The sequence below is a fragment of the Streptomyces sp. NPDC034111 genome, from assembly GCF_055575375.1.
In genome coordinates this window covers 40,997-61,830 of record NZ_JBVIST010000001.1, presented here as the reverse complement: position 1 = coordinate 61,830, position 20,834 = coordinate 40,997, and the positions used below count along the sequence as shown (strand labels likewise).

24 protein-coding genes and 1 pseudogene are annotated in these 20,834 nt (G+C 73.3%); 15 read left to right on the top strand and 10 right to left on the bottom strand.

Annotated features, from left to right (window positions below; all coding sequences use genetic code 11):
- Positions 1-57: 57 nt before the first annotated feature.
- Both ACZ55A_RS00325 and ACZ55A_RS00320 read right to left on the bottom strand, forming a co-directional pair.
- Complete coding sequence (locus ACZ55A_RS00325) at positions 58-294, bottom strand: hypothetical protein (RefSeq protein WP_468830821.1); 237 nt, start codon at positions 292-294, stop codon at positions 58-60.
- 24 nt (positions 295-318) lie between these two features.
- On the bottom strand, positions 319-1,593 hold the full coding sequence (locus ACZ55A_RS00320) for an inorganic phosphate transporter (protein ID WP_468830818.1): 1,275 nt from the start codon (positions 1,591-1,593) through the stop codon (positions 319-321).
- A 351-nt stretch (positions 1,594-1,944) separates the two neighbouring features.
- Between ACZ55A_RS00320 and ACZ55A_RS00315 the strand changes: the two genes are divergently transcribed.
- The 3 genes from ACZ55A_RS00315 to ACZ55A_RS00305 all read left to right on the top strand — a co-directional run bounded on the left by ACZ55A_RS00315 (position 1,945) and on the right by ACZ55A_RS00305 (position 5,492).
- A complete protein-coding gene (locus tag ACZ55A_RS00315) occupies positions 1,945-2,601 on the top strand; it encodes a class II aldolase/adducin family protein (RefSeq protein WP_468830815.1) in 657 nt (218 codons plus the stop codon).
- 128 nt (positions 2,602-2,729) lie between these two features.
- Positions 2,730-3,854, top strand: coding sequence for an alpha/beta hydrolase (locus tag ACZ55A_RS00310; RefSeq protein ID WP_468830812.1), 1,125 nt, complete (start codon positions 2,730-2,732; stop codon positions 3,852-3,854).
- Positions 3,855-4,016: 162 nt separating this feature from the next.
- Positions 4,017-5,492 (top strand): hypothetical protein, encoded by a 1,476-nt coding sequence (locus ACZ55A_RS00305; RefSeq protein WP_468830809.1) that lies wholly within the window; start codon positions 4,017-4,019, stop codon positions 5,490-5,492.
- A 37-nt stretch (positions 5,493-5,529) separates the two neighbouring features.
- On the opposite strand, the gene ACZ55A_RS00300 is transcribed toward ACZ55A_RS00305, so the two are convergent.
- Positions 5,530-5,946, bottom strand: a complete 417-nt coding sequence (locus ACZ55A_RS00300) for a VOC family protein (protein ID WP_468830807.1) — start codon at positions 5,944-5,946, stop codon at positions 5,530-5,532.
- Positions 5,947-6,216: 270 nt separating this feature from the next.
- Here ACZ55A_RS00300 and ACZ55A_RS00295 point away from each other — a divergent pair, with 270 nt between their 5' ends.
- The 4 genes from ACZ55A_RS00295 (at position 6,217) to ACZ55A_RS00280 (ending at position 9,629) form a co-directional block, all read left to right on the top strand.
- Positions 6,217-6,441 carry a hypothetical protein gene (locus ACZ55A_RS00295; RefSeq protein WP_468830804.1) on the top strand — a complete coding sequence of 75 codons (225 nt, stop codon included), beginning with the start codon at positions 6,217-6,219 and terminating at the stop codon, positions 6,439-6,441.
- A 96-nt stretch (positions 6,442-6,537) separates the two neighbouring features.
- The gene (locus tag ACZ55A_RS00290) at positions 6,538-8,136 is read left to right on the top strand and encodes an ABC-F family ATP-binding cassette domain-containing protein (protein WP_468830801.1); all 1,599 of its coding nucleotides are present in this window, start codon (positions 6,538-6,540) and stop codon (positions 8,134-8,136) included.
- Positions 8,137-8,513: 377 nt separating this feature from the next.
- Complete coding sequence (locus ACZ55A_RS00285; protein WP_006606369.1) at positions 8,514-8,735, top strand: helix-turn-helix domain-containing protein; 222 nt, start codon at positions 8,514-8,516, stop codon at positions 8,733-8,735.
- Between the two features lie 114 nt (positions 8,736-8,849).
- Positions 8,850-9,629, top strand: a complete 780-nt coding sequence (locus tag ACZ55A_RS00280; protein WP_468830798.1) for an enoyl-CoA hydratase/isomerase family protein — start codon at positions 8,850-8,852, stop codon at positions 9,627-9,629.
- Between the two features lie 36 nt (positions 9,630-9,665).
- Here the strand turns inward: ACZ55A_RS00280 and ACZ55A_RS00275 are convergent, their stop codons facing one another.
- The gene (locus ACZ55A_RS00275) at positions 9,666-10,406 is read right to left on the bottom strand and encodes a hypothetical protein (protein ID WP_468830795.1); all 741 of its coding nucleotides are present in this window, start codon (positions 10,404-10,406) and stop codon (positions 9,666-9,668) included.
- A gap of 225 nt (positions 10,407-10,631) precedes the next feature.
- On the opposite strand from ACZ55A_RS00275, the gene ACZ55A_RS00270 reads away from it, so the two are divergent.
- The 5 genes from ACZ55A_RS00270 to amaP are packed head-to-tail and all read left to right on the top strand — an operon-like array spanning position 10,632 to position 13,014.
- A complete protein-coding gene (locus ACZ55A_RS00270; RefSeq protein WP_468830792.1) occupies positions 10,632-11,096 on the top strand; it encodes an Asp23/Gls24 family envelope stress response protein in 465 nt (154 codons plus the stop codon).
- A 36-nt stretch (positions 11,097-11,132) separates the two neighbouring features.
- Positions 11,133-11,330, top strand: coding sequence for a hypothetical protein (locus ACZ55A_RS00265; RefSeq protein WP_468830789.1), 198 nt, complete (start codon positions 11,133-11,135; stop codon positions 11,328-11,330).
- A gap of 6 nt (positions 11,331-11,336) precedes the next feature.
- Complete coding sequence (locus ACZ55A_RS00260) at positions 11,337-11,738, top strand: Asp23/Gls24 family envelope stress response protein (RefSeq protein WP_468830786.1); 402 nt, start codon at positions 11,337-11,339, stop codon at positions 11,736-11,738.
- A complete protein-coding gene (locus ACZ55A_RS00255) occupies positions 11,735-12,403 on the top strand; it encodes a DUF6286 domain-containing protein (RefSeq protein WP_468830783.1) in 669 nt (222 codons plus the stop codon). Before ACZ55A_RS00260 ends, ACZ55A_RS00255 begins: the two co-directional genes overlap by 4 nt.
- Positions 12,404-12,408: 5 nt before the next feature.
- Entirely contained in the window at positions 12,409-13,014 is a 606-nt protein-coding gene (amaP, locus tag ACZ55A_RS00250; RefSeq protein WP_468834403.1) for an alkaline shock response membrane anchor protein AmaP, read from the top strand.
- Positions 13,015-13,034: 20 nt separating this feature from the next.
- Here the strand turns inward: amaP and ACZ55A_RS00245 are convergent, their stop codons facing one another.
- The 6 genes from ACZ55A_RS00245 to ACZ55A_RS00220 form a co-directional block, all read right to left on the bottom strand.
- Entirely contained in the window at positions 13,035-13,790 is a 756-nt protein-coding gene (locus ACZ55A_RS00245) for an SDR family oxidoreductase (protein ID WP_468830780.1), read from the bottom strand.
- Between the two features lie 4 nt (positions 13,791-13,794).
- Complete coding sequence (locus ACZ55A_RS00240; RefSeq protein ID WP_468830777.1) at positions 13,795-15,579, bottom strand: glycoside hydrolase family 15 protein; 1,785 nt, start codon at positions 15,577-15,579, stop codon at positions 13,795-13,797.
- A 112-nt stretch (positions 15,580-15,691) separates the two neighbouring features.
- Complete coding sequence (locus tag ACZ55A_RS00235; protein ID WP_468830774.1) at positions 15,692-16,534, bottom strand: SURF1 family cytochrome oxidase biogenesis protein; 843 nt, start codon at positions 16,532-16,534, stop codon at positions 15,692-15,694.
- 97 nt (positions 16,535-16,631) lie between these two features.
- Positions 16,632-16,865: a hypothetical protein gene (locus tag ACZ55A_RS00230; protein WP_077192103.1), complete on the bottom strand. Its 234-nt coding sequence runs from the start codon at positions 16,863-16,865 to the stop codon at positions 16,632-16,634.
- A 63-nt stretch (positions 16,866-16,928) separates the two neighbouring features.
- A complete protein-coding gene (locus ACZ55A_RS00225; protein WP_468830771.1) occupies positions 16,929-17,978 on the bottom strand; it encodes a DEDDh family exonuclease in 1,050 nt (349 codons plus the stop codon).
- 202 nt (positions 17,979-18,180) lie between these two features.
- Positions 18,181-18,786 carry a Type 1 glutamine amidotransferase-like domain-containing protein gene (locus ACZ55A_RS00220; protein ID WP_468830768.1) on the bottom strand — a complete coding sequence of 202 codons (606 nt, stop codon included), beginning with the start codon at positions 18,784-18,786 and terminating at the stop codon, positions 18,181-18,183.
- 193 nt (positions 18,787-18,979) lie between these two features.
- On the opposite strand from ACZ55A_RS00220, the gene ACZ55A_RS00215 reads away from it, so the two are divergent.
- The 3 genes and pseudogenes from ACZ55A_RS00215 to ACZ55A_RS00205 form a co-directional block, all read left to right on the top strand.
- Positions 18,980-19,897 carry a sterol desaturase family protein gene (locus ACZ55A_RS00215; protein ID WP_468830765.1) on the top strand — a complete coding sequence of 306 codons (918 nt, stop codon included), beginning with the start codon at positions 18,980-18,982 and terminating at the stop codon, positions 19,895-19,897.
- Positions 19,894-20,598: a lysoplasmalogenase gene (locus tag ACZ55A_RS00210; protein WP_468830762.1), complete on the top strand. Its 705-nt coding sequence runs from the start codon at positions 19,894-19,896 to the stop codon at positions 20,596-20,598. The genes ACZ55A_RS00215 and ACZ55A_RS00210 overlap by 4 nt, the downstream gene beginning before the upstream one ends.
- Positions 20,599-20,742: 144 nt before the next feature.
- Positions 20,743-20,832: pseudogene (locus ACZ55A_RS00205) on the top strand (hypothetical protein); the annotation flags it as partial.
- Positions 20,833-20,834: the final 2 nt, after the last annotated feature.

Genomic DNA, 20,834 nt, shown 5'->3' with positions numbered 1-20,834 from the left:
TGCCGTGGTCCGCCGAACGCCTCGTGCGGTGGTGCCTGGGTGGTCGCCGGGGCCGGATCAGCCCGCGACGATCAGATAGATGCCGTAGGCCACGGCCGCCGCGCACAGGCCGAAGGCGGCCATCGCACCGGCCCGCGCGCCGATGCCGGGCGCGGTCGCCACGGCGGCCTCACCCTCCCGGCCCGGCTTGCGGGAGGTGCCGACGATGCCGACGGTGAACAGGCCCACGATCCCGACCGTCACCACGATGCTGACGCCGAAGACCTGGCCGAACGCTGCCCAGTCGATGCTCATGGAGTGTTCCTTAGGTGAGAGCCGCTAGCGGGTGACCGTCGCGGCCTGGGCACGCGGGGTGGGGGCGGGGGTGTCGGCGCCCTCCGCGGGCACCTCGGTGGCCTGTGCAGTGTCGGCCTGCGGGGCCGGCTGGCCTGCGGGGGGCGGGGAGACGGTGCGCAGCGCGGCGGTCACCACACCGGCCGGCTCCGCGGCCGGGCCCTCGTTGACGTTGGTGTGGTCGATGGTGTTGCGCCGGGAGGCGGCCCAGATCGCGCCGCTGATGCCGAGCGCGAGGATCGCCACCGCCGTCACGCCCCAGTCGCCCTGCCCGGCGAGGAACGCGGCGCCCGCCGCGACCAGGCCGGCGGCCGGCAGCGTCAGGCCCCAGGCGGCGATCATCCGGCCGGCCGTGGACCAGCGCACCACGCCGCCCTTGCGGCCCAGGCCCGAGCCCATCACGGAACCGGAGCAGACCTGGGTGGTGGAGAGCGCGAAGCCGAGGTGGGAAGAGGCCAGGATGGTGGCCGCGGCGCCGGTCTGGGCGGCGAAGCCCTGCGGCGGCTGGATGTCGGTGATGCCCTTGCCCATCGTGCGGATGATCCGCCAGCCGCCCAGGTACGTGCCGAGGGCGATGGCCAGGCCGGCCGAGGCGATGACCCACATCGGCGGGTCGGCGTGCGGGGCGACCACACCGCCGGTGATCAGCGCGAGGGTGATCACACCCATCGTCTTCTGGGCGTCGTTGGTGCCGTGGGCGAGCGAGACCAGGGCGGCCGAGGCGATCTGTCCGCCGCGGTAGCCCTTGGCGGTGTCGGCCTCGTCACGGTTGCGGGCCAGCCGGTAGGTGAGCCGGGTCGCCGCCGTCGAGGCCAGACCGGCGACGAGCGGGGCGGCCACGGCCGGGATGAGGACCTTCATCACCACGGCTTCGCCGTGCACGCCGTGGGTTCCGACGGAGACCAGCGTGGCGCCGATCAGACCGCCGAAGAGTGCGTGGGAGGAGCTGGAGGGGAGGCCTGCGAGCCAGGTCAGCAGGTTCCAGATGATGGCGCCGACCAGACCGGCGAAGATCACTTCAGGTCTGATGCCGGCGCCCTCGTCGATGATCCCCCCGGAGATGGTCTTGGCCACCTCCACGGACAGGAACGCCCCGACGAGGTTGAGTCCTGCGGACATCGCCACCGCGGTCTTGGGTCGCAAGGCCCCGGTGGAAATGGTGGTGGCCATCGCGTTGGCCGTGTCGTGGAAGCCGTTCGTAAAGTCGAACACCAAGGCCGTGACGATCACGATCCCGATGAGAAGCGTGATGTGTTCCATTCACCCAGGCAATCAGTTCGAAGGTCAGTGTCGCTCGGGACCGTACGGACGATGGGTGAACGGGAGGTGAACTGGGACGGGCGTGGCGATGACACGGCCGCAGTGTTCACGCGGAGGTGTCACTCACGTCACTTCCGCCTCACCCGTTGGCGAACTCCCTGTGCTCGGCCGGTGCGGCGTTCCGTCGGCCTCAACAGCCGGGCCGGCGGCTCCGATACCGGTGAGCCCGTGTCCGCAGATATCCCCATATGGCGCATACCGGACCGGCGGGCCTCTGGCGTAGCCTTCCCCGGCCCGCTCGTACGGTGGCGCGCACTGCATCCGCTTTCGCCGCACCGCGCCGGAGGACATATGAAGGACCACTCCGACCAGCTCGCCGCCGCCTGGAGCGAACTGGTCGCCACCGCCCGCAGGACCGTCGCCGACGGCCTGGTCGTCGGTACCTCGGGCAATGTCTCATGCCGCATCAGGGACCTGGTGCTGGTCACCCCCAGCGGCGTCCCCTACGACCGGCTCGGCCCCCACGACACCACCGCCGTCGACCTCGAAGGGCGCCAGATCATCGGCACGCTCCGGCCGACCAGCGAACTGCCGATGCATCTGGCGGTCTACCGCAGCACCACGGCCACCGCCGTCGTCCACACCCACGCCCCGCACGCCACCGCCGTCTCCACCCTCGTCCCCGAGCTCCCCCCGGTCCACTACATGGCCGCGGCGCTCGGCGGGCCCGTACGCGTCGCTCCCTACGCCCTCTACGGCAGTGACGAGCTCGCCGCGCACCTGCTCGAAGCGCTCCGCGACCGCACCGGCGCGCTGCTCCAGAACCACGGCACCGTCGCCTACGGCGACAGCCTCGACCAGGCGCTGGACCGCACCGCCCAGCTGGAGTGGATGTGCCGGGTCTGGCTCCTGGCGCACTCCGTGCCCGGGCACACCCCCAGCCTGCTGGCGGCGGACCAGCTGGCGGCGGCCGGCGAACGGCTGCGCGGATACGGCCAGGAGCGCTGACGGGACCTGCCTGGCAGGCCCGGCCGGCCGCCAACGCCCGCTCACCCCGCGGCCCGCGCCGCCCCGCCCGCTCACCCCGCCGACGGTGCCAAGTGGCCGCACCCGGCGCCGCTGCGCACACTGGTGAGGTGCGTCTGGGTACCGCGGCGGCCGTGGCCGCCGCCACCGTGATCGGTGCCGGGGCGGCCGCCGTGGCGGTCGGCCGGTACGCCGGCGCCATGGCCCTGAAACCGTCGCCCGAGTACCCCCTCCCGGGCGACTCCCGGCTCACCGTGCACTCCGCCACCGAGGAGCGCATCGCCCTCACCCGCAGTCTGGCGTCGCTACGGCCCGGGACGTACGGCCTCACCGGCGGTGGCTGCCATGCGGTGATCGGCTCCGTCGTCCACGGTGCCCCGCACCCCGCCGATGCCGTCGTACGCCGCCTGGAGCGGGTCACCCACGGCACCCTCACACCGGGCACCCGGATGCGGCTCACCCCGCAGGTCCACCTCGGCAACCCCCGCGACACCCTCGGCCTCGACTACGCCGAGGTCGACATCCCCGGCGAACTCGGTCCCCTCCCCGCCTGGTTCGTCCCCGCCGTACGCGACATCTGGGTCATCACCGTGCACGGCCTGGGCACCACCCGCGAACACCCCATGGTGGTCATGCCGTTCCTGCACCGCCACCGGCTGCCCGTCCTGGACCTGGCCTACCGCAACGACCCCGGCGCCCCGCGCACCGGCGACGGCCTCCACCACCTCGGCGACACCGAGTGGCGCGACCTCGACGCGGCGATCCGCTACGCCGTGCGCTACGGCGCCCGCGACATCGTCCTCTACGGCTGGTCCACCGGCGCCACCATGGCGCTGCATGCCGCCACCCACTCCGCGCTGCGCGACCGGATCAGCGGGCTGATCCTGGACTCACCCGTCCTCGACCGGCGCGCCACCCTCCGCGCGCTGGCCGCCGCCCGGGGGGTCCCGCGCGCCCTGCTGCCGCTGGTGATCCGCGCCGCCGAAGGCGCCGCGAAGATGTCCGCCGACCGGTCCGCGGACGCCGATCTGGCGGAGCTGCACGTCCCCACGCTGCTGTTCCACGGCCCCGACGACCGGATCGCGCCCTGGACGGCGTCCCGCTCCTTCGCCGCCCGACGCGCGGAGCTGATCACCCTTCAGCCCGTCCCGCACGCACCGCACGCCGCGATGTGGAACGCCGACCCCACCCCCTACGAAGAGGCGCTGCGCCGCTTCCTCACCCCGCTCATGTAGCACCGGCGTCCCCGGGCCCGCCGCCACCGCTTCCATGACCCCCGGGCATACGGGGGGACAACTCCCCCTATCCGGGATGGGTCGGTGCGGTGGCGCGGCCCCGCCGGACCGCAACCTGGGTTCCGATTGGGCTTTCGGGCCGTCAGCGGCAACACTGCTCCTGTGACGTCCCGTACTCCGCGCGACTCCAGGCTCAGACTCGTCCCCCGTCAACCGGTTGCGGCCGCCCGCCGGGCGGTGACAACCCGGGCCAAGCGCCCGGCGCCCCGCCCGCCCGAGGGCACCCCGCCACCCGCGGAACTGGCCCGGCAGGCCCGCGCCGTGCTTGCCGGTGCGGCCCGGCTCGCCCGCTGGGCGGATTGTGCCGGCGGCAGTACCGGCGGCAGCGGCGGCGCACTGCGCGCCGGCCCCGACGGAGCGCTGCCCGCGGCCGCGGCGGACCGCGCCGCGGACGCCCTCGGCCTGACGCCGCAGCAGGTCCGCATGGACTGGGACCGGGCCCGGCTCGCCGGACTCGTCGAACTGCACGACGGCCTCGCCCGCCCCGGCTGGCGGCTGCGTGCCTGGGACCGCGACGACACGGCCGCGCTGCGCGGCTGGGTCGCGCTCTGCGACGCCTGGTCGCTGGCCCGCCCCGCACCGCCCGGCGCCGGCCCCGCGATCGTCGCCGAGGTCGTCGAGGCGCTGCCGCAGCTGCTGTCGCTGCTGCATCTGTCCGCCGGGCCGGTACGGCTGCCGGTGCTGCTGGACATGCTCGACCAGCGCGTCACCGAACTGCGTACGGAACGCTGCGAGGTTCCCTACGGGCAGGACCCGGCCCCGGGCGGCGCCGGCGACGACGACCACGCCGCGGCGCCGGCCGACGACGCCGCGGGGGCGCCGCTGGCCGAACTGCTGGGCTGGGCGCTGGACGCGCTGCTGACCGTGGGCGCGCTGAGGCCGCCGAACGGTGCGCAAAACGGCTCCTACGAAGGCGCCGACGACCTGTGCGAGGCGCAGCTGACGCCGCTCGGCCACTGGTCGGTGTGGGTCAAGCTGGAGCAGATCTGCGTCGCCGCGCAGAGCCCGGCCGGCAACATCGAACAGTCCGCGGAGGCGATGCTGCGCGGCTGCGCACGGCTCACCCCGGGACCGGCCCGCGCCGAATACCGCGCCTGGCTCGCCGCCCGCTCCGTCGGCGCGGCCGTCGAGGAGCTGCTGGCCGTGGCCCGCGGTGAGGACGCCCTGCTGCGCGGACTGGCCTTCGAGGCGCTGCGCGCGGTCGGCGCACCGGCCGAGCCCGCCGTACGGGCCGCCGCCGACGAGCCGGGGCTGCGCCCCTACGCCCTGCTGTGGCTGGTCGAGCACGAGGGCGGCGACCCGGAGACCGCGCCCGATGTGCTCACCCGCGAGGAGTCGACCTGGCTGTGGGTGGACACCGCGGCGGCCGTCGCCGACCACGGGGAGACCCAGCTGCTGGTGCGTCACCTCGACTCCGCGGTCCAGGGATCGGTGCCGCGCCTCCTGGAGGAGGTACGCGCCGTCGGGCACCCCCGTACCGTCCAGGTGCTGGTGGCGCTGGCCGCGGCGCACCCCGATCCGGCGCTCGCCAAGGCCGTGCGCCGCGCGGCGTTCCAGGTCCACACCGGCGGGGTGTGAGCCTCGCCGCCGGCCGGCGCCGGTCCGGGCCACCGGCTCAGGACCCGGCGCGGGCCGGGGCGTAGGTGCCGAAGCTCCAGATGTTGCCCTCGGCGTCCCGGGCCATGTAGTCGCGTGAGCCGTAGGGCTGGTCGGTCGGCGGCATCAGGATCTCCACACCGGCCCGCTCGGCCTGTGCGAAGTGTGCGTCGGTGTCCTCGACCAGGACGTAGATGCCCACCGGTCCGGCGTCCTCCATCGCCTCGGCGAAGACCCCGCCGCGGCCCTTCGAGCCCAGCATCACCGTGCCGTTGCCGTAGGAGAGTTCGGCGTGCAGCAGCAGGCCGTCCTCGCTCTCGTACTGCGCGCCGACGGTGAAGCCGAACGCCTTCGTCAGCTGTCTGATGGCTGCGTGGGCGTCCCTGTAGAGCACCGTCGGATACATGGTCGGGGTGCCCGCCGTCGTGCCTGCCATGGTCGTCACCGCACCTTTCGTTCGCCGCGGACCAGCCGCTCTGTGTCCTGGATCACAGTGTGGCACCGGGGTCTGACAACGCCCTGCCGCCGGCCGCGGCCGGCCGCCCGGCAACGGTCCGCCGGCGGACCGGCGTTGACGCGCCGGGCGGCCGAACGGGGGACGCGGCCGCACCGGCCCGCCGTGTCGCCCGCCCGTGCCCCTCGGCGTGCCCCGCGCGCCGCTACGCTCGTCGCCCGATCGGCAGATCTCCCGACGAAGGGGGCCCGGGTGTTCACGCCCCCCACCTCGCCCGTACGGCGCGTCCGGCGCCTCGGCCCGCTGGCGGTCCCGCTCGCCGCGGCCCTGTTCGCCCTGCCGATGGCCGCCTCGCGCGATGCCGGGCCCGACCCCTATGGCGACCGTCGCACGGTCGCGCCCGGGGCGCTCCTCGGTGGCGCGGGTCACAACGTCCCCGGCGGCCGACCGGAAAAACTCCTTGCACTGGCCCGTTAGACTGCCTCGTATGGCAGTTCTCCTCTGGGTTCATTAGACGGCGCAGCCCGCTCTCGGACCGTCCAATCCGCCGTCTTCCTGCCCTGGAGCCTTTCCGTGATCACCGCCTCCGGCCTCGAGTTGCGTGCCGGCGCCCGCGTCCTCATCGAGTCCGCCTCCTTCCGTATCGCCAAGGGCGACCGCATCGGCCTGGTCGGCCGTAACGGCGCCGGCAAGACCACCCTCACCAAGGTGCTGGCCGGTGAGGGCATCCCCGCCGCCGGTACGGTCACCCGCGGTGGCCAGGTCGGCTATCTGCCGCAGGACCCGCGCACCGGCGACCTGGACGTGCTCGCCCGCGACCGCATCCTCTCCGCCCGCGATCTGGACACCGTGCTGCGCAAGATGCGCGAGAACGAGGACCGGATGGCCAACGGCAAGGGCGCCACCCGCGACAAGGCGATGAGGAAGTACGAGCGCCTGGAGACCGAGTTCCTGACCAAGGGCGGGTACGCCGCCGAGGCGGAGGCCGCGACCATCGCCGCCAGCCTCGGCCTGCCCGACCGCATCCTCGGCCAGCCGCTGCACACCCTCTCCGGCGGTCAGCGCCGCCGCGTCGAACTGGCCCGGATCCTCTTCTCGGACTCCGACACCCTGCTGCTCGACGAGCCGACCAACCACCTCGACGCCGACTCCATCGTCTGGCTGCGCGACTACCTCAAGACCTACCGCGGCGGCTTCATCGTCATCTCGCACGACGTCGACCTGGTCGAGACGGTCGTCAACAAGGTCTTCTACCTGGACGCCAACCGGTCGCAGATCGACGTCTACAACATGGGCTGGAAGCTCTACCAGCAGCAGCGCGAGGCCGACGAGAAGCGCCGCAAGCGCGAGCGGGCGAACGCCGAGAAGAAGGCCGCGGCGCTCAACTCCCAGGCCGACAAGATGCGGGCCAAGGCCACCAAGACCGTCGCCGCGCAGAACATGGCCAAGCGCGCCGACAAGCTGCTGGCCGGCCTGGAGGCGGTGCGCGCCTCCGACAAGGTCGCCAAGCTGCGCTTCCCGGACCCGGCGCCGTGCGGCAAGACCCCGCTCACCGCCGAGGGCCTGTCGAAGTCCTACGGCTCCCTGGAGATCTTCACCGACGTCGACCTGGCCATCGACAAGGGCTCCCGGGTCGTCATCCTGGGTCTCAACGGCGCGGGCAAGACCACCCTGCTGCGGCTGCTGGCCGGCGTCGAGCAGGCGGACACCGGCGAGGTCCGCCCCGGCCACGGCCTCAAGCTCGGCTACTACGCCCAGGAGCACGAGACCCTGGACCCGGACCGTACGGTCCTGGAGAACATGCGCTCGGCCGCCCCCGACATGGACCTGGTCGCCGTCCGTAAGGTGCTCGGATCCTTCCTGTTCTCCGGCGACGACGTCGACAAGCCGGCCGGGGTCCTCTCCGGTGGCGAGAAGACCCGGCTCGCGCTCGCGACGCTGGTGGTCTCGTCGGCGAACGTCCTGCTGCTCGACGAGCCCACCAACAACCTCGACCCGGCCAGCCGCGAGGAGATCCTCGGCGCGCTGCGCACCTTCACGGGCGCGGTGGTGCTGGTGACGCACGACGAGGGGGCGGTGGACGCGCTCCAGCCCGAGCGGATCATCCTGCTGCCCGACGGCGTCGAGGACCTGTGGGGCCAGGATTACGCGGATCTGGTCGCGCTGGCCTGACCGGCGGCGCCGGGGCGCGGCGTAGCGGCCGTACCCGGCGGTCACGGCGGTTGGATCATGCCGTATGGATCATTCGGCCGACCTGTGATCCATCATCTGAGTGAGAACGGCTCATACCCCGGCGAGTCTGCGACACCTGCCCCGCGCCGTACGGCTGTGCCCTCACCTTTTCGGCCGTATCTCCCCTGACCTGGCACTTTCCGTCGAAGATCGCGTGCGGGCGGCCCGCGGGACGGGCGGAATGAGGGGTTCCGTCACTGCCGCGGGGCCGTCCGCCGGCAAAGGATGTCGTACTGAACCTTGCGGAATGGGTGGCCAGGAAGCCGGGGAGGGGTGATCATGAGAGTCCAGAGCGCACTTCCCACGAGGAGGCACGGGTGGCCGAGACTCTGAAGAAGGGCAGCCGGGTGACCGGCGCCGCGCGCGAGAAGCTCGCGGCAGACCTGAAGAAGAAGTACGACTCCGGAGCGAGCATCCGGGCGCTGGCCGAGGAAACCGGTCGCTCCTATGGATTCGTGCACCGGATGCTCAGCGAATCCGGTGTGGTCCTGCGCGGTCGCGGCGGAGCCACAAGGGGCAAGAAGGCCGCCTCGGCCTGACGGCCGCGACTCCGGGTATCAGCGGTGTCCCCCCGGTCGGCGGAGCAGCCGACCGGGAGGTTACCGTTCAGTCACTTACGCACGCAGGTGCGGCTGGCTGACTCGGAGGCGCTCATGACTCTGCTCGACAAGGACGGTGTGCGGCTCACCGTGGACGGTGCCATCGCCACGGTGACCCTCGCCAACGCGGCCAAGCGCAATGCGCAGTCGCCGGCCATGTGGCGGACGCTGGCCGAGGCGGGTTCACTGCTGCCGGGAAGCGTCCGGGTGGCGGTGCTGCGCGGTGAGGGCAAGTCCTTCTCCGCCGGCCTCGACCGGCAGGCGTTCACGCCCGAAGGCTTCGACGGCGAGCCGTCGTTCATCGATCTGGCGCGCGGCACGGACAGCGCGCTGGACGCCACCATCGCCGAGTACCAGGAAGCGTTCACCTGGTGGCGGCGCAATGACCTGGTGTCCATCGCCGCCGTGCAGGGACACGCCATCGGCGCGGGCTTCCAGCTCGCGCTCGCCTGCGATCTGCGGGTGGTCGCCGAGGATGTGCAGTTCGCCATGCGCGAGACCAGCCTCGGCCTCGTACCGGATCTGACCGGCACCCACCCCCTGGTCGGGCTGGTGGGCTACGCCCGGGCGCTGGAGATCTGCGCCACCGGGCGCTTTGTGCACGCCGAGGAGGCCGAGCGGACCGGCCTGGCCAATCTCGTCGTGCCCGTGGACGAACTCGACGCCGCGGTGGCCGATCTGGCGGCCGCGCTCCTCGCCGCGCCGCGCGATGCCGTCATCGAGACCAAGGCGCTGCTGGCCGGCGCGGCGGGCCGCACCTACGAGGAGCAGCGCACCGCCGAACGGGCCGCCCAGGCCCGCCGCCTCCGCGACCTCGCGGGCGTGGGGGAGTAGCAGCCGCAGAACCTGCCGGCCCCTGGGGCCGCCGCCCTAGTCCTCCCCGACGGCCGTGACCAGTACGGCGACCGTCGACGGGCGGGGCGGCGCGGCGGCCGCCGACTCCCGTACGGCGTGGGCGACGTCCAGGGCGCGATATCCGGACGCGACGGCCAGCTGGATCAGCGCATGCCCGTCGGCCAGCCGCACCGCACGGGACCGTTCGCCGAGCACCGGCGCCAGACGGGCCACGCCCGGTACCGCCCGGGCGACCGCGGCGATCCCCTCCGGGCCCTCCTGCGTCGAGCCGGCCGGTTCGGTACGGGGCTCCAGGGGCGTCGGCGGGGGAGTGGCCGCCGGCGGTGCCGGTGCCGCCGGGGCCTCCTCCTCCGTCCCGTCCGCCGCCAGCAGTTCGGTCACCCGCAGATCCACCGCCCCCACAATGAGCCCCAGCCCTTGGATGGAGGCCTCCAGAAGCGCCGCGCGCACCTGGTCGGCGAGGGCCGGCAGCGGCCGTCCGGCGACCGCGGCGAACTCCGCCTCGATCCGCAGCGGGCCCGGCGGCAGGGCGCTCGGCGGGGCCGGTACGGCGGCCTCGGCGGCATGGCCGGGATCGGCGACGGACAGCCGCACCGTGCCGAGACGTACGCCCGCGGGTGTGGCGGCGGCCGCCCGCAGCGCCCCGGCGGCCGCCCGCTCGGTGATCCAGGACCCGTCCGCGGGCCCGCCGAGCGGCAGCACCCGGCCGATGCCGAGCTGCTGGCGCACCGTCTGCGCCAACTCGTTCACGGCCACCGCGTCACCCCTTTCCCGGCAGCGCTCCCGGGCCTGCCCCGGGACCCGTAAGCCGGATGACACCTTCAGCCTGCCGCAGACCGGCCCGTACGGCAGGGCGGTGGGCCGATCGGCGCTGGGCGGACCACTCCCCTGCCACATCCCCGGAGCGGTCCGGGGGCCGCAGGCCTACGGTGGGGAACGGAGCGGGCGGACCGCTTCTCCCCGCGGAAAGGGACGACGGCGATGAGCGAGAGCCAGCAGCACACAGAGGGACCCAGGACACCGACCAAGCGGGGCGGCGGCGACCCCGCGTCCCGCGGGCGCACCACCATCGCCGACGGCGTCGTGGAGAAGATCGCCGGTCTGGCCGCCCGGGACGTCGTCGGTGTGCACGCCATGGGCAGCGGGCTGGCCCGCACGCTCGGCGCCGTACGGGACCGGGTGCCCGGCGGCGGCGGGCGGTCGGCGACCGCGATGCGCGGGGTGAAGGCCGAGGTCGGCGAGGTGCAGACCGCGCTGGACCTGGAGATCGTGGTGGATTACGGCGTCGCGATCGCGGATGTCGCACGAACCCTAAGGGAGCATGTCATCTCCGCCGTGGAGCGGATGACGGGCCTGGAGGTCGTCGAGGTCAACATCGCGGTCAGCGATGTCAAGCTGCCCGACGAGGCAGACGAGGAAGAGCAGGCGGAACCGCGGCTCCAGTAGGCGGGCCGGTCCGGAGTGGCAGCGAAGGAGCGCATGATGAGCATGGGCATGGTAGGCCTCTTGGCCGGTATGGCGCTGGGCTTCGCCGGATACTTCGGCGGTTTCGGCGCATTCGTCGTGGTGGCGGCGCTGGGTGCCATCGGTTTCGTGGTCGGCCGGTTCATGGACGGGGACCTGGAGGCGGGCTACTTCTTCCGTCCGCGCACCAGCGACCGCTACGAACGGCGGCGGTGAGACCCGGTGGCAGCCGTCTCCCCGGCGGCCCCGCCCGCCACGGCCGCTGACGTACCGGCGGGCGAGCGGGGCGCGACCAGCATCGCGGACCGGGTCGTGGCGAAGATCGCCGCCCAGGCCGCCCGTGAGGCGCTGCGCAGGGAATCTCCGCAGGCCCGTACGGACGCCCACGCCACGGTGACGGTCCGCCGCCGCGAGGACCCGGAGCACCTGGGTGAGGCGCGGTTGCAGATCGCGGTGGAGCTGGGCTACCCCTCGGACATCGGCGGGCAGTGCCGGGTGGTGCGCCGTCATGTCACCGAGCGGGTGGAGGAGTTGGTGAGCATGACGGTGCCCGAGGTCGCGGTGGAGGTCGAACGGCTGCACTCACCGCTGTTGGAGGGCAGGGGCCGGGAGAGGGTGCGATGAGCGACGACGACGCGGAGCTGCCGGACACCCGGCGGCTGCCCACGCTCGACAAGGAGTCCGGAGCGCCGGAGGGGCCGAGCCCGTCCGCCTCCGGTGCCGCGGAGGCGGACAGCGGGGACGACGGCCGGACCGGCCGCTTCTGGTCCCCCCGCCGGGTGCCGGCCGCCGTGGTGGCCCTGGTGCTGCTGGCCGCCGCGGGCCTGCTGCTCTACGACGTGGCCGCGGTGCGGGCCGGCCGCACCGCGATGGCCTGGCGCCGGTGGCTCGCCCACGACCTGGCCACCCGTCACCTCGACAACCCCTGGGTGCTGGGCGCCGCCGCGCTGGCCGTGGTGCTCGGCATCTGGCTGATCGTGCTCGCGCTCGCCCCCGGTCTGCGTGAGGTCCTTCCGATGCGGCCGGCCGCCCCGGGCATCCGGGCCGGACTCGACCGGGCGGCCGCCGCGCTGGTGCTGCGTGACCGTGCCATGGAGGTCGCCGGCGTCCAGTCCGTGCGGATGAAGGTCGGCCGCCGCAAGGCCAAGGCGCACGCCGTCTCGCACTTCCGCGAGCTGGACGAGGTACGGGCCGACCTCGACCTCGCGCTCGGCGAGGGCCTGCGGCAGCTCGGCCTGGCGCACCCGCTGGGCCTGACCGTGCACGTCCGGCGCCCGAAGAAGAGGTGAGCGCAATGCGCAGGGTCCGCAGAACGGTCAACCGGGTGCTGCTGGGCGTCTCCGGTGCGGTGCTGTTCGGCACCGGCGCCACGGTGCTGCTCGGCGGGCTCGGCCTGCCCGCCGCGTGGCATCTGGACCTGCCCGCCCACTGGCCCTGGTCCCGCCCCGGTGACGTACTGCTCTCCGCACACAACCGGACCCGCTGGACGGACCAGGGCTGGTGGTGGCCCGTCGTCATCGCCGCCCTCGCCGTCCTCGTCCTGCTGCTGCTGTGGTGGCTGCTGGCCCAGCTGCGGCGGCAGCGGCTGCACGCGCTCCTCGTCGACACCGGCGACGGCGAGGGCGCCCTGGTACGCGGCCGGGCCCTGGAAGACGTCATGACCGCCGAAACCGAGTCCCTCGACGGCGTCGACGGGGCCGGTGTGCGGCTCACCGGCCGCCGCACCGAGCCCCGCCTCCACGCCCGCCTCGCCCTCGCCCCGCACGCCGACCCCGGAACCGTCCTGCGGCGCCTGTCCGACGAGGCCATGACGCACGCCCGCCGCTCCGCCGGGCTCGACCACCTCCCGGCGAAGGTACGCTTGCGGGCGGTCAAGCACCGTGCGGAGCGGGTGAGTTAGGGAGCCACCCCTGGCGGTTCTCAGAAACCGTGCCGGGCTCCGCCGTCCACCGGCACCATCACACCCGTGACGTACGAGGCGGCCGGCGACAGCAGGAACGCCGCGGCCCGGCCGAACTCCTCCGGCTTGCCGTAGCGGCCCAGGGGGATCGAGGCGGAGTTGCGGGCACGGCTGCCCTCCGGGTCGCCGGAGAGCGCGTCGAGCTGCGTCATCCGGTCGGTGGCGATCCGGCCGGGCAGTACGCCGACGACCCGGATGCCGCGCGGGCCCAGCTCGTTGGCGAGCGACTTGGCGAAGCCGGCGAGGCCGGGGCGCAGACCGTTGGAGATGGTCAGGCCGCTGATCGGTTCGTGCACCGAGCCGGAGAGCACAAAGCCGATCACCCCGCCCTCCGCCAGCTCCGCGGCGGCCGTGCGGGCCAGCCGTACCGCGCCGAGGAAGACCGACTCGAAGGCCGCCTGCCACTGCTCGTCGGTGTTGTCCGCGGCCGTGCCGGGCGCCGGGCCGCCCACGCTGATCAGCACGCCGTCCAGGCGGCCGAAGCGCTCGCGGGCGGCTGCCACCAGGCGGGCCGGGGCGTCCGCGTCGGCGTTGTCCGCGGCCACGCCCAGGGCGCGTTCGCCCAGTGAGGCGGCCGCCTTGGCCGCGCTCTCCTCGGTACGTCCGGTGATCACGACATTGGCGCCGTCGGCCACCAGCTCACGGGCGGTGGCGAAACCCAGCCCGCGGGTCGCTCCGGTGACGAGGTACGTCCGGTCGGTAAGTCCCAAATCCATGGCCCTAGTCTGCCCCTGACCCGTCGAGCAGTCCGAACGCGGCCCCCACCAGGCCGAGATGGCTGAACGCCTGCGGGAAGTTGCCCAGCTGGCGCCGCGCTTCCGGGTCGTACTCCTCGGAGAGCAGCCCCACGTCGTTGCGCAGCTCCAGCAGCTGCTCGAACAGCTCGGTGGCCTCGGCCCGCCGGCCGCACAGCTGGAGGGCGTCGACGAGCCAGAAGGAGCAGGCCAGAAACGCTCCCTCGCTGCCCGGCAGTCCGTCGACCGAACCGCCGTCGGTGCTGTAGCGGGCCACCAGACCGTCGTGGGACAGCTCCCGGCGCACCGTCTCGATCGTGCCGGTCACCCGGGGGTCGTCGGCCGGCAGAAAGCCGACCCGGGGGATCAGCAGGGTCGCCGCGTCCAGTCCGGACGAGCCGTAGGACTGGGTGAAGGTGCCGCGTTCGGCGTCGTAGCCCCGCTCGCACACCTCGCGGTGGACCTCGTCGCGCATTGCCCGCCAGCGGTCGATGTCCCCGCCGAGCTTCGGGTTCAGCTCCAGCGCCCGCACCGCCCGGTCGGCCGCCACCCAGGCCATGACCTTGGAGTGCACGAAGTGCCGCCGCGGTCCGCGGACCTCCCACAGCCCCTCGTCGGGGTCGCGCCAGGTGGACTCCAGATAGTCCACCACCGCCCGCTGGATGCTCCAGGCGTGCGGCTCCGCAGGCAGCCCGGCCGTGCGCGCGATGTGGAAGGAGTCGATCACCTCGCCGTACACATCGAGCTGCCGCTGCTCCACGGCGGCGTTGCCGATCCGCACCGGCGCGGAGTCGCAGTAGCCGGTCAGCCAGGACACCTCGGTCTCCGGCAGCCGCCGCTCACCGGCCAGCCCGTACATGATCTGCAGATCCTCGGGGGAGCCGGCCACCGCCCGCAGCAGCCAGTCCCGCCAGGCGCCCGCCTCCTCCAGATACCCGGCGGCGAGCAGGCAGTCCAGGGTGAGGCTGGCGTCGCGCAGCCAGCAGTAGCGGTAGTCCCAGTTGCGTACGCCGCCCAGCTCCTCGGGCAGCGAGGTGGTGGGGGCCGCGACGATACCGCCGGTGGGCGCGTAGGTGAGCGCCTTGAGGGTGATCAGCGAGCGGATCACGGCCGCGCGGTAGGGGCCGTTGTAGCGGCAGCGGGCGGACCACGCGTGCCAGTCCTCCAGGGCGTCCTCGAGCGCCTCGTACGGGTCGATCTGGACCGGCCGGGGCTCGTGTGAGGGGTGCCAGGTCAGCACGAACGCGGTGCGCTCGCCCTCGGTGACGGTGAAGTCCGAGCGGGTGCTGAAGTCCTTGCCGTAGGTGGAGCCCTGGGCCGGGGTGCGCAGCCATACGGAGTCTGGCCCGGCGACCGCGACCCGGCAGCCCTCGGCGGCGCGCACCCACGGCACCACCCGCCCGTAGTCGAACCGCAGCCGCAGTACCCCGCGCATCTCGACACTGCCGCGCAGGCCCTCGACGATCCGTACGACATCGGGCGCCCGGTCGCGCTGCGGCATGAAGTCGGTGACCCGTACCCGGCCGGTGGGGGTCTCCCAGACCGTGTCGAGGATCAGTGAGTCGCCGCGGTAGGAGCGTTCGGCGCGGGCCTCGGGCGAGCGCGGGGACAGCGTCCAGTGGCCGTTGTCCCGGCCCCCGAGGAGGGCGGCGAAACAGGCGCCGGAGTCGAAGCGGGGCAGGCACAGCCAGTCGATCGAGCCGTCGCGGCCGACGAGTGCGGCGGTCTGGAGATCGCCGATGAGCGCATAGTCCTCGATATGTGGATGCACGCAAGCGCACCTTCCCGCCCTACGAGGGTGCTACGCGGCACTGACGGCTGTCCGGGCTAGGTCCGCCGGCTGTCGTCCGCCGTCCGCCGTCGGTCGCCCGTTGCCGTGCGCCCTACGCCTGCGCGTCCGCGGTCTCTTGCGCCCCGGCGCCGTCCGGAGCACCCTCCGCGTCCTCGGCCTCCGTGCCTTCGGCCTCCTGGGCCGCGGCCTGTGCGCGGTCGCGGCGCTCCCGGCGTACGAGGACGACCCAGCCGACCGGCACCGCCGCCACGAACAGCCACCACTGGATCGCATACGCCATGTGCGGGCCGATCGAGTCGTGGTCCGGCTCGGGCACCAGCTCCGGTGCGCCGCCCGGCGGCTTGGGCCCGGTCTGCTCGATGTAACCGCCGAGCATCGGCCGGCCGGTCCGCTTCGCCTGCTCCTTGCTGTTGATCAGCATGACCTGGCGGGCGGGCAGGCCCCTGGTGTCCTTGATGCCGCTGGCCGCGGTGGTCTCGTCGGCCATCATCCGGCCGGTGACGGTGACCTTCCCCTTGGGGGCGGGCGGAACGTCGGGGAACCGGGTCAGGTCGTTGCCCGCCGAGATCCAGCCGCGGTTGACCAGCACCGCGTCGCCGCCGGACAGGAGCAGCGGGGTCAGGACGTAGTAGCCGATGCTCTGCTCGTCGGCGGCGGTGCGCTGACGGACCACGACCTCATGGGCGGTGTCGTAGGTGCCGGTGGCGGTGACCGTCCGCCACATGTCGCGGCGCGGCAGATCGCGGCCGACGGCGGCCAGCTCGGTCACCGGGACCGGCTCGGCGGCCAGGCTGGCGGCGATCAGCCGGTTCTGCGCCACTCTGTGCTCATGGCGGTGCAGCTGCCAGAAGCCCAGCTCGATCATGACGGGGATCAGCACGAGACCCACGAGGGTGAGGATCACCCACTGCCGGGACAACAGGAAGCGGTACACGGCTCCGACGGTACCTGGGGCGCCGGGGCAGCCATGCCGGGGGTCCCCGGGCACCGGCCCGGGGGAGGCTCCGGATCCGGGCCCCGGACCGACCGGCTCAGACCCGGTCGACGATGCCCACCCGCCCGTCCGAGCGGGCGCAGTGCGCACCGCAGTACCACTTGCCGTCCGCCTCGACCCCCTGGCCGATGATCTGGACCCGGCAGTGCTCACAGATCGGCGCCATGCGGTGGATGGCGCAGGAGAAACAGTCGAAGACATGCACCGCGCCCTGCGCGTGCACCTCGAAGGTCATCCCGTAGTCGTTTCCGCAAACCTCACAACGTGCCATGCGCCACAGGGTGCGGGCGGGGGCTGCGCGCGGCGGGACACCGGCGGGTGTGTTGGACGGGCTTCACCCGGACGCAGGCGCTGCGGGCCCGGCCGGCGCAGCCGGCTGCACGTCCTGGAGCAGCTGCATGAAGGCCGCCTCGTCGACCACGACCGTGCCGTACGAGGCGGCCTTGACGGTCTTGGAGGTCTGGGCGTCCGGATCGTTGGTGACCAGCAGGCTGGTCAGCCGGGACACGCTCGTCGCCACATGCAGCCCGGCCTCGGTCGCCCGGTCCTCCAGCAGCTCGCGGTCCACGGACGTATCGCCCGAGAAGGCGACCCGCATCCCCTGCACGAGCCGGCCGCCGGCCTCGTAGCGCCCCGGATTGGGGTACGGGCACGCCGGGCGCTTACGGGACGGCCGCCAGGAGGCGGGGCGGTAGGACGCGGCGGAGGAGCGCCGGCGGGGCGCGGGGGAGTCCGACCACTCCGTCAGCGGCTGGCAGGTCAGCAGCGGCAGCCGCAGATTCTGCTGCGCGGCCCGCCGCAGACTGGGCCGGAACGTCTCGGCCAGCACCCGGGCGTCGTCCAGCGCATGGTGGGCGCGCTGCTGCACCACGCCGTAATGGGCGGCGAGCGTCTCCAGCTTGTGGTTGGTCAGCGGCAGCCCCAGCTCCTTGGAGAGCGCGATGGTGCACAGCCGCTGGCGCACCGGGGCGGTCGCCGCGGCGCGGGCGTACTCCCGGGCGATCATCGACCAGTCGAACATGGCGTTGTGCGCCACCAGCACCCGGTCCTGAAGACGCTGGGACAGCTCCGGGACGATCTCCGGGAAGAGCGGGGCATCGGCGAGCACGGCGCTGGTCAGACCGTGGATCCACACCGGCCCGGGGTCCCGCTGCGGATTGACGAGGGTGTACCAGTGGTCCTGGACCTCGCCCTGTGCGCCGAGTTGGTACACGGCGGCGGAGATGATCCGGTCGTCGCGGGCCAGGCCCGTCGTCTCCACGTCGACCACCGCGTATCCCTGGGGATACCCGGACGGCCAGGGATCCGGCGGCGTCTGCGGGCCCGGCTGCTGCCCGATCTTCGGCGCGATCGGGTCGGCTGCTGCCATGCGGTCTTCGAGCATGGTCACTGAGGATACGGGCCACCACCGACAGCCACCGAACCGCCGTCGTCCACGGGTGGCCGCCGGCTGCTCGTTGACGCCGCAATTCCCCGCCGGGGAGGCCGGTGTTACGGCGTCAGTACCCGCGCCGTCCGCGCTGCTTCCTTCACCACCCCGTCCGCGCCCAGGCTCACCCGGTGCAGGGTGGCCCCCGCCCTGCGGGTCACGACCTCGGCCGGCCGTCGGTGAACAGCGCGGCGGCCCCGTCATCGACCGCCCAACCGCCGGGCAGCGTACGGGCGTTGACGGCCGCCAGATAGCCGGGGCGGCGCTCCGGCTCGCTGTCGTAGTGCGGGCACAGGCTGCCCGGCAGCAGCCCCAGCCCGTCGGTGAGCGGGGCCGGCGGGCCGAAGGAGTCGGAGAAGGCGCTCTCGAACCAGCAGCACGCGCCGGCGCTGATCCCGCAGAGCAGCACTCCTGCCCCGTACGCCTCGCGCAGCACCGTGTCCAGTCCGTGCAGCCGCCAGACGGCAAGCATGTTGGCGGTGTTGCCGCCCCCTACGTAGACGATGTCCTGGTCCAGTACGAATGCGCGCAGATCGGTCACGGTGCGCCGGAACAGCTCCAGATGGCTCGGCCGGCAGTCCCGCGCGCCGAACGCGGTGTGGAACTTCTCGATGTACCCGGGCGCATCGCCGCTCGCGGTGGGCAGGAAGCAGACCTTGGGACGCGGCCGGCCGGCGGCGGCCAGTACGAAGTCGTCGAGCAGGGTGTCGGGATCGTCGGAGAAGCCGCCGCCGAGCAGGGCGAGGGTGGGCGCGGTCGTCATCGGGCCTCGCTTCCGTGGTCGTGGCCCGGGTGCGCCGGAGCAGGGCTCCCGGTCCGCCGGAGGGCGGATCCCCGGTCCGCCGCGGAGAAAGCTACCGGCGGTATGCCGCCCCCCGCAGCTGACAGCAGGTCTCACATACTTCTGAGTAACAACCCCTAGCGGCGCCCCCGTCACCGCCCTTATGGTGCGGGGCATGCCGCACCTGCCCGATGTCGTGTTGTGGTCCGTACCGGCCTTCGTCCTGCTCACCGTGGTGGAGATGGTGAGCTATCGCCTGCATCCCGACGAGGACGCGGCGGGCTACGAGGCCAAGGACGCGGCCACCAGCGTCGGTATGGGGCTGGGCAGCCTCGTCTTCGACGCGCTGTGGAAGATACCGATCGTCGCGATCTACGCCGCGGTCTACGAACTCACCCCGATGCGCATACCGGTGCTGTGGTGGACGCTGCCGCTGATGCTGCTCGCCCAGGACTTCTTCTACTACTGGTCGCACCGCGGCCACCACGTCATCCGCATCCTGTGGGCCTGTCATGTGGTGCACCACTCCAGTGAGAAGTTCAACCTCACCACCGCCCTGCGGCAGCCCTGGACGACCTGGACCGTCTGGCCGTTCTACGTCCCGATGATCGCGGCCGGTGTGCATCCGGCCGCGATCGCCTTCACCTCGGGCGCCAACCTCGTCTACCAGTTCTGGGTGCACACGGAACGGGTCGACAAGCTGCCCCGGCCCTTCGAGTTCCTGCTCAACACGCCCTCCCACCACCGCGTCCACCACGCCTCCCAAGGCGGCTACCTGGACCGCAACTTCGGCGGGATCCTGATCATCTGGGACCGGATGTTCGGCTCGTTCGTCCCGGAGACCGAGCGGCCGGTCTACGGACTCACCAAGAACATCAAGACCTTCAACCCGCTGCGGGTGGCCACCCATGAGTACCTCGCCATCGCGCGCGACATACGGGCCGCGGGCAGCTGGAGCGAGCGCGCCGGGCGGGTCTTCCGCGGACCGGGCTGGCAGCCGGCCCCGAAGGCAGCGAAGCCGGCGAAGGCGGCAAAGGAGTCCCAGGGCGCCAAGGGTCCGGCGCGCGCTTCCGCCGAGGAGCCGGTCGTATGACGGCGCGATGGCCCGGCGGCGTACGGCCGTTGCTGTGGACGTTCGCCGTGCTCAGCGTCGTCCACCTGGGGGCGCTGGCCGCTCATGTCACGGTCGCCGCGCAGCTCACCAAGCCCGCGCTGATGCCGGTGCTCGCCGGGTACGTCCTGGCACGCGGCGGCCCCCTCCTGCTGGCGGGTGCGCTGCTCTTCGGCTGCGGCGGCGATGTCTTCCTCCAGATCGGCGGGGACACCGTCTTCCTGCTCGGCATGGGCTCGTTCGCCGCCGGGCACGTCTGCTATCTCCTCCTCTTCGCCCGGCACGGAGCACCGCCCGCGGGCGGCCGGCGGGGGCGCACGGCCGGGCTCGCCGCCGTGTACGGGCTGCTGCTGGCCGGCACCGTGGCGCTGCTGTGGCCTGACCTCCCGGCAGAGCTGCGGATTCCGGTCGCCGGCTACAGCCTGCTGCTCACCACCACGGCCTTCGGCGCGCTGCGGGCGGGGCCGTGGGCCGCGGCCGGCGGGCTGCTCTTCCTGCTCTCCGACACCCTGATCGCGAGCGGTATCGCCCACTGGCCCCAGCCGCCCGCCCCCCAGTTCTGCATCATGCTCACCTACACCGCGGCCCAGTTCGCCCTCGCCGCCGGCGTACTGCGCTCCGCCGCGCACCCGGCCGCGCGCTCCGAGACCCCGGCCCGGGTGCCCGGACCCGCCCCCGCTTGAGTCTCCCCCCGTGGGAGACCCGACAGTGGTCGGCATGTACGAGGACGGCACCGGCCTGCTCACCATCGGCCAACTGGCGCGCCTGACCGGCGTCCCGGTCAAAACGATCCTCCCCCAAGCTCTTAAGGAGCAGGGGGGACCCCCATCTGGTCGGACGCGGACCTGCTGCCGCCCGCCGCCCGCACCCCCGCGGGCTACCGGCTGTACGGCCCGGACGCCCCCGCCCGCCTGGAGAT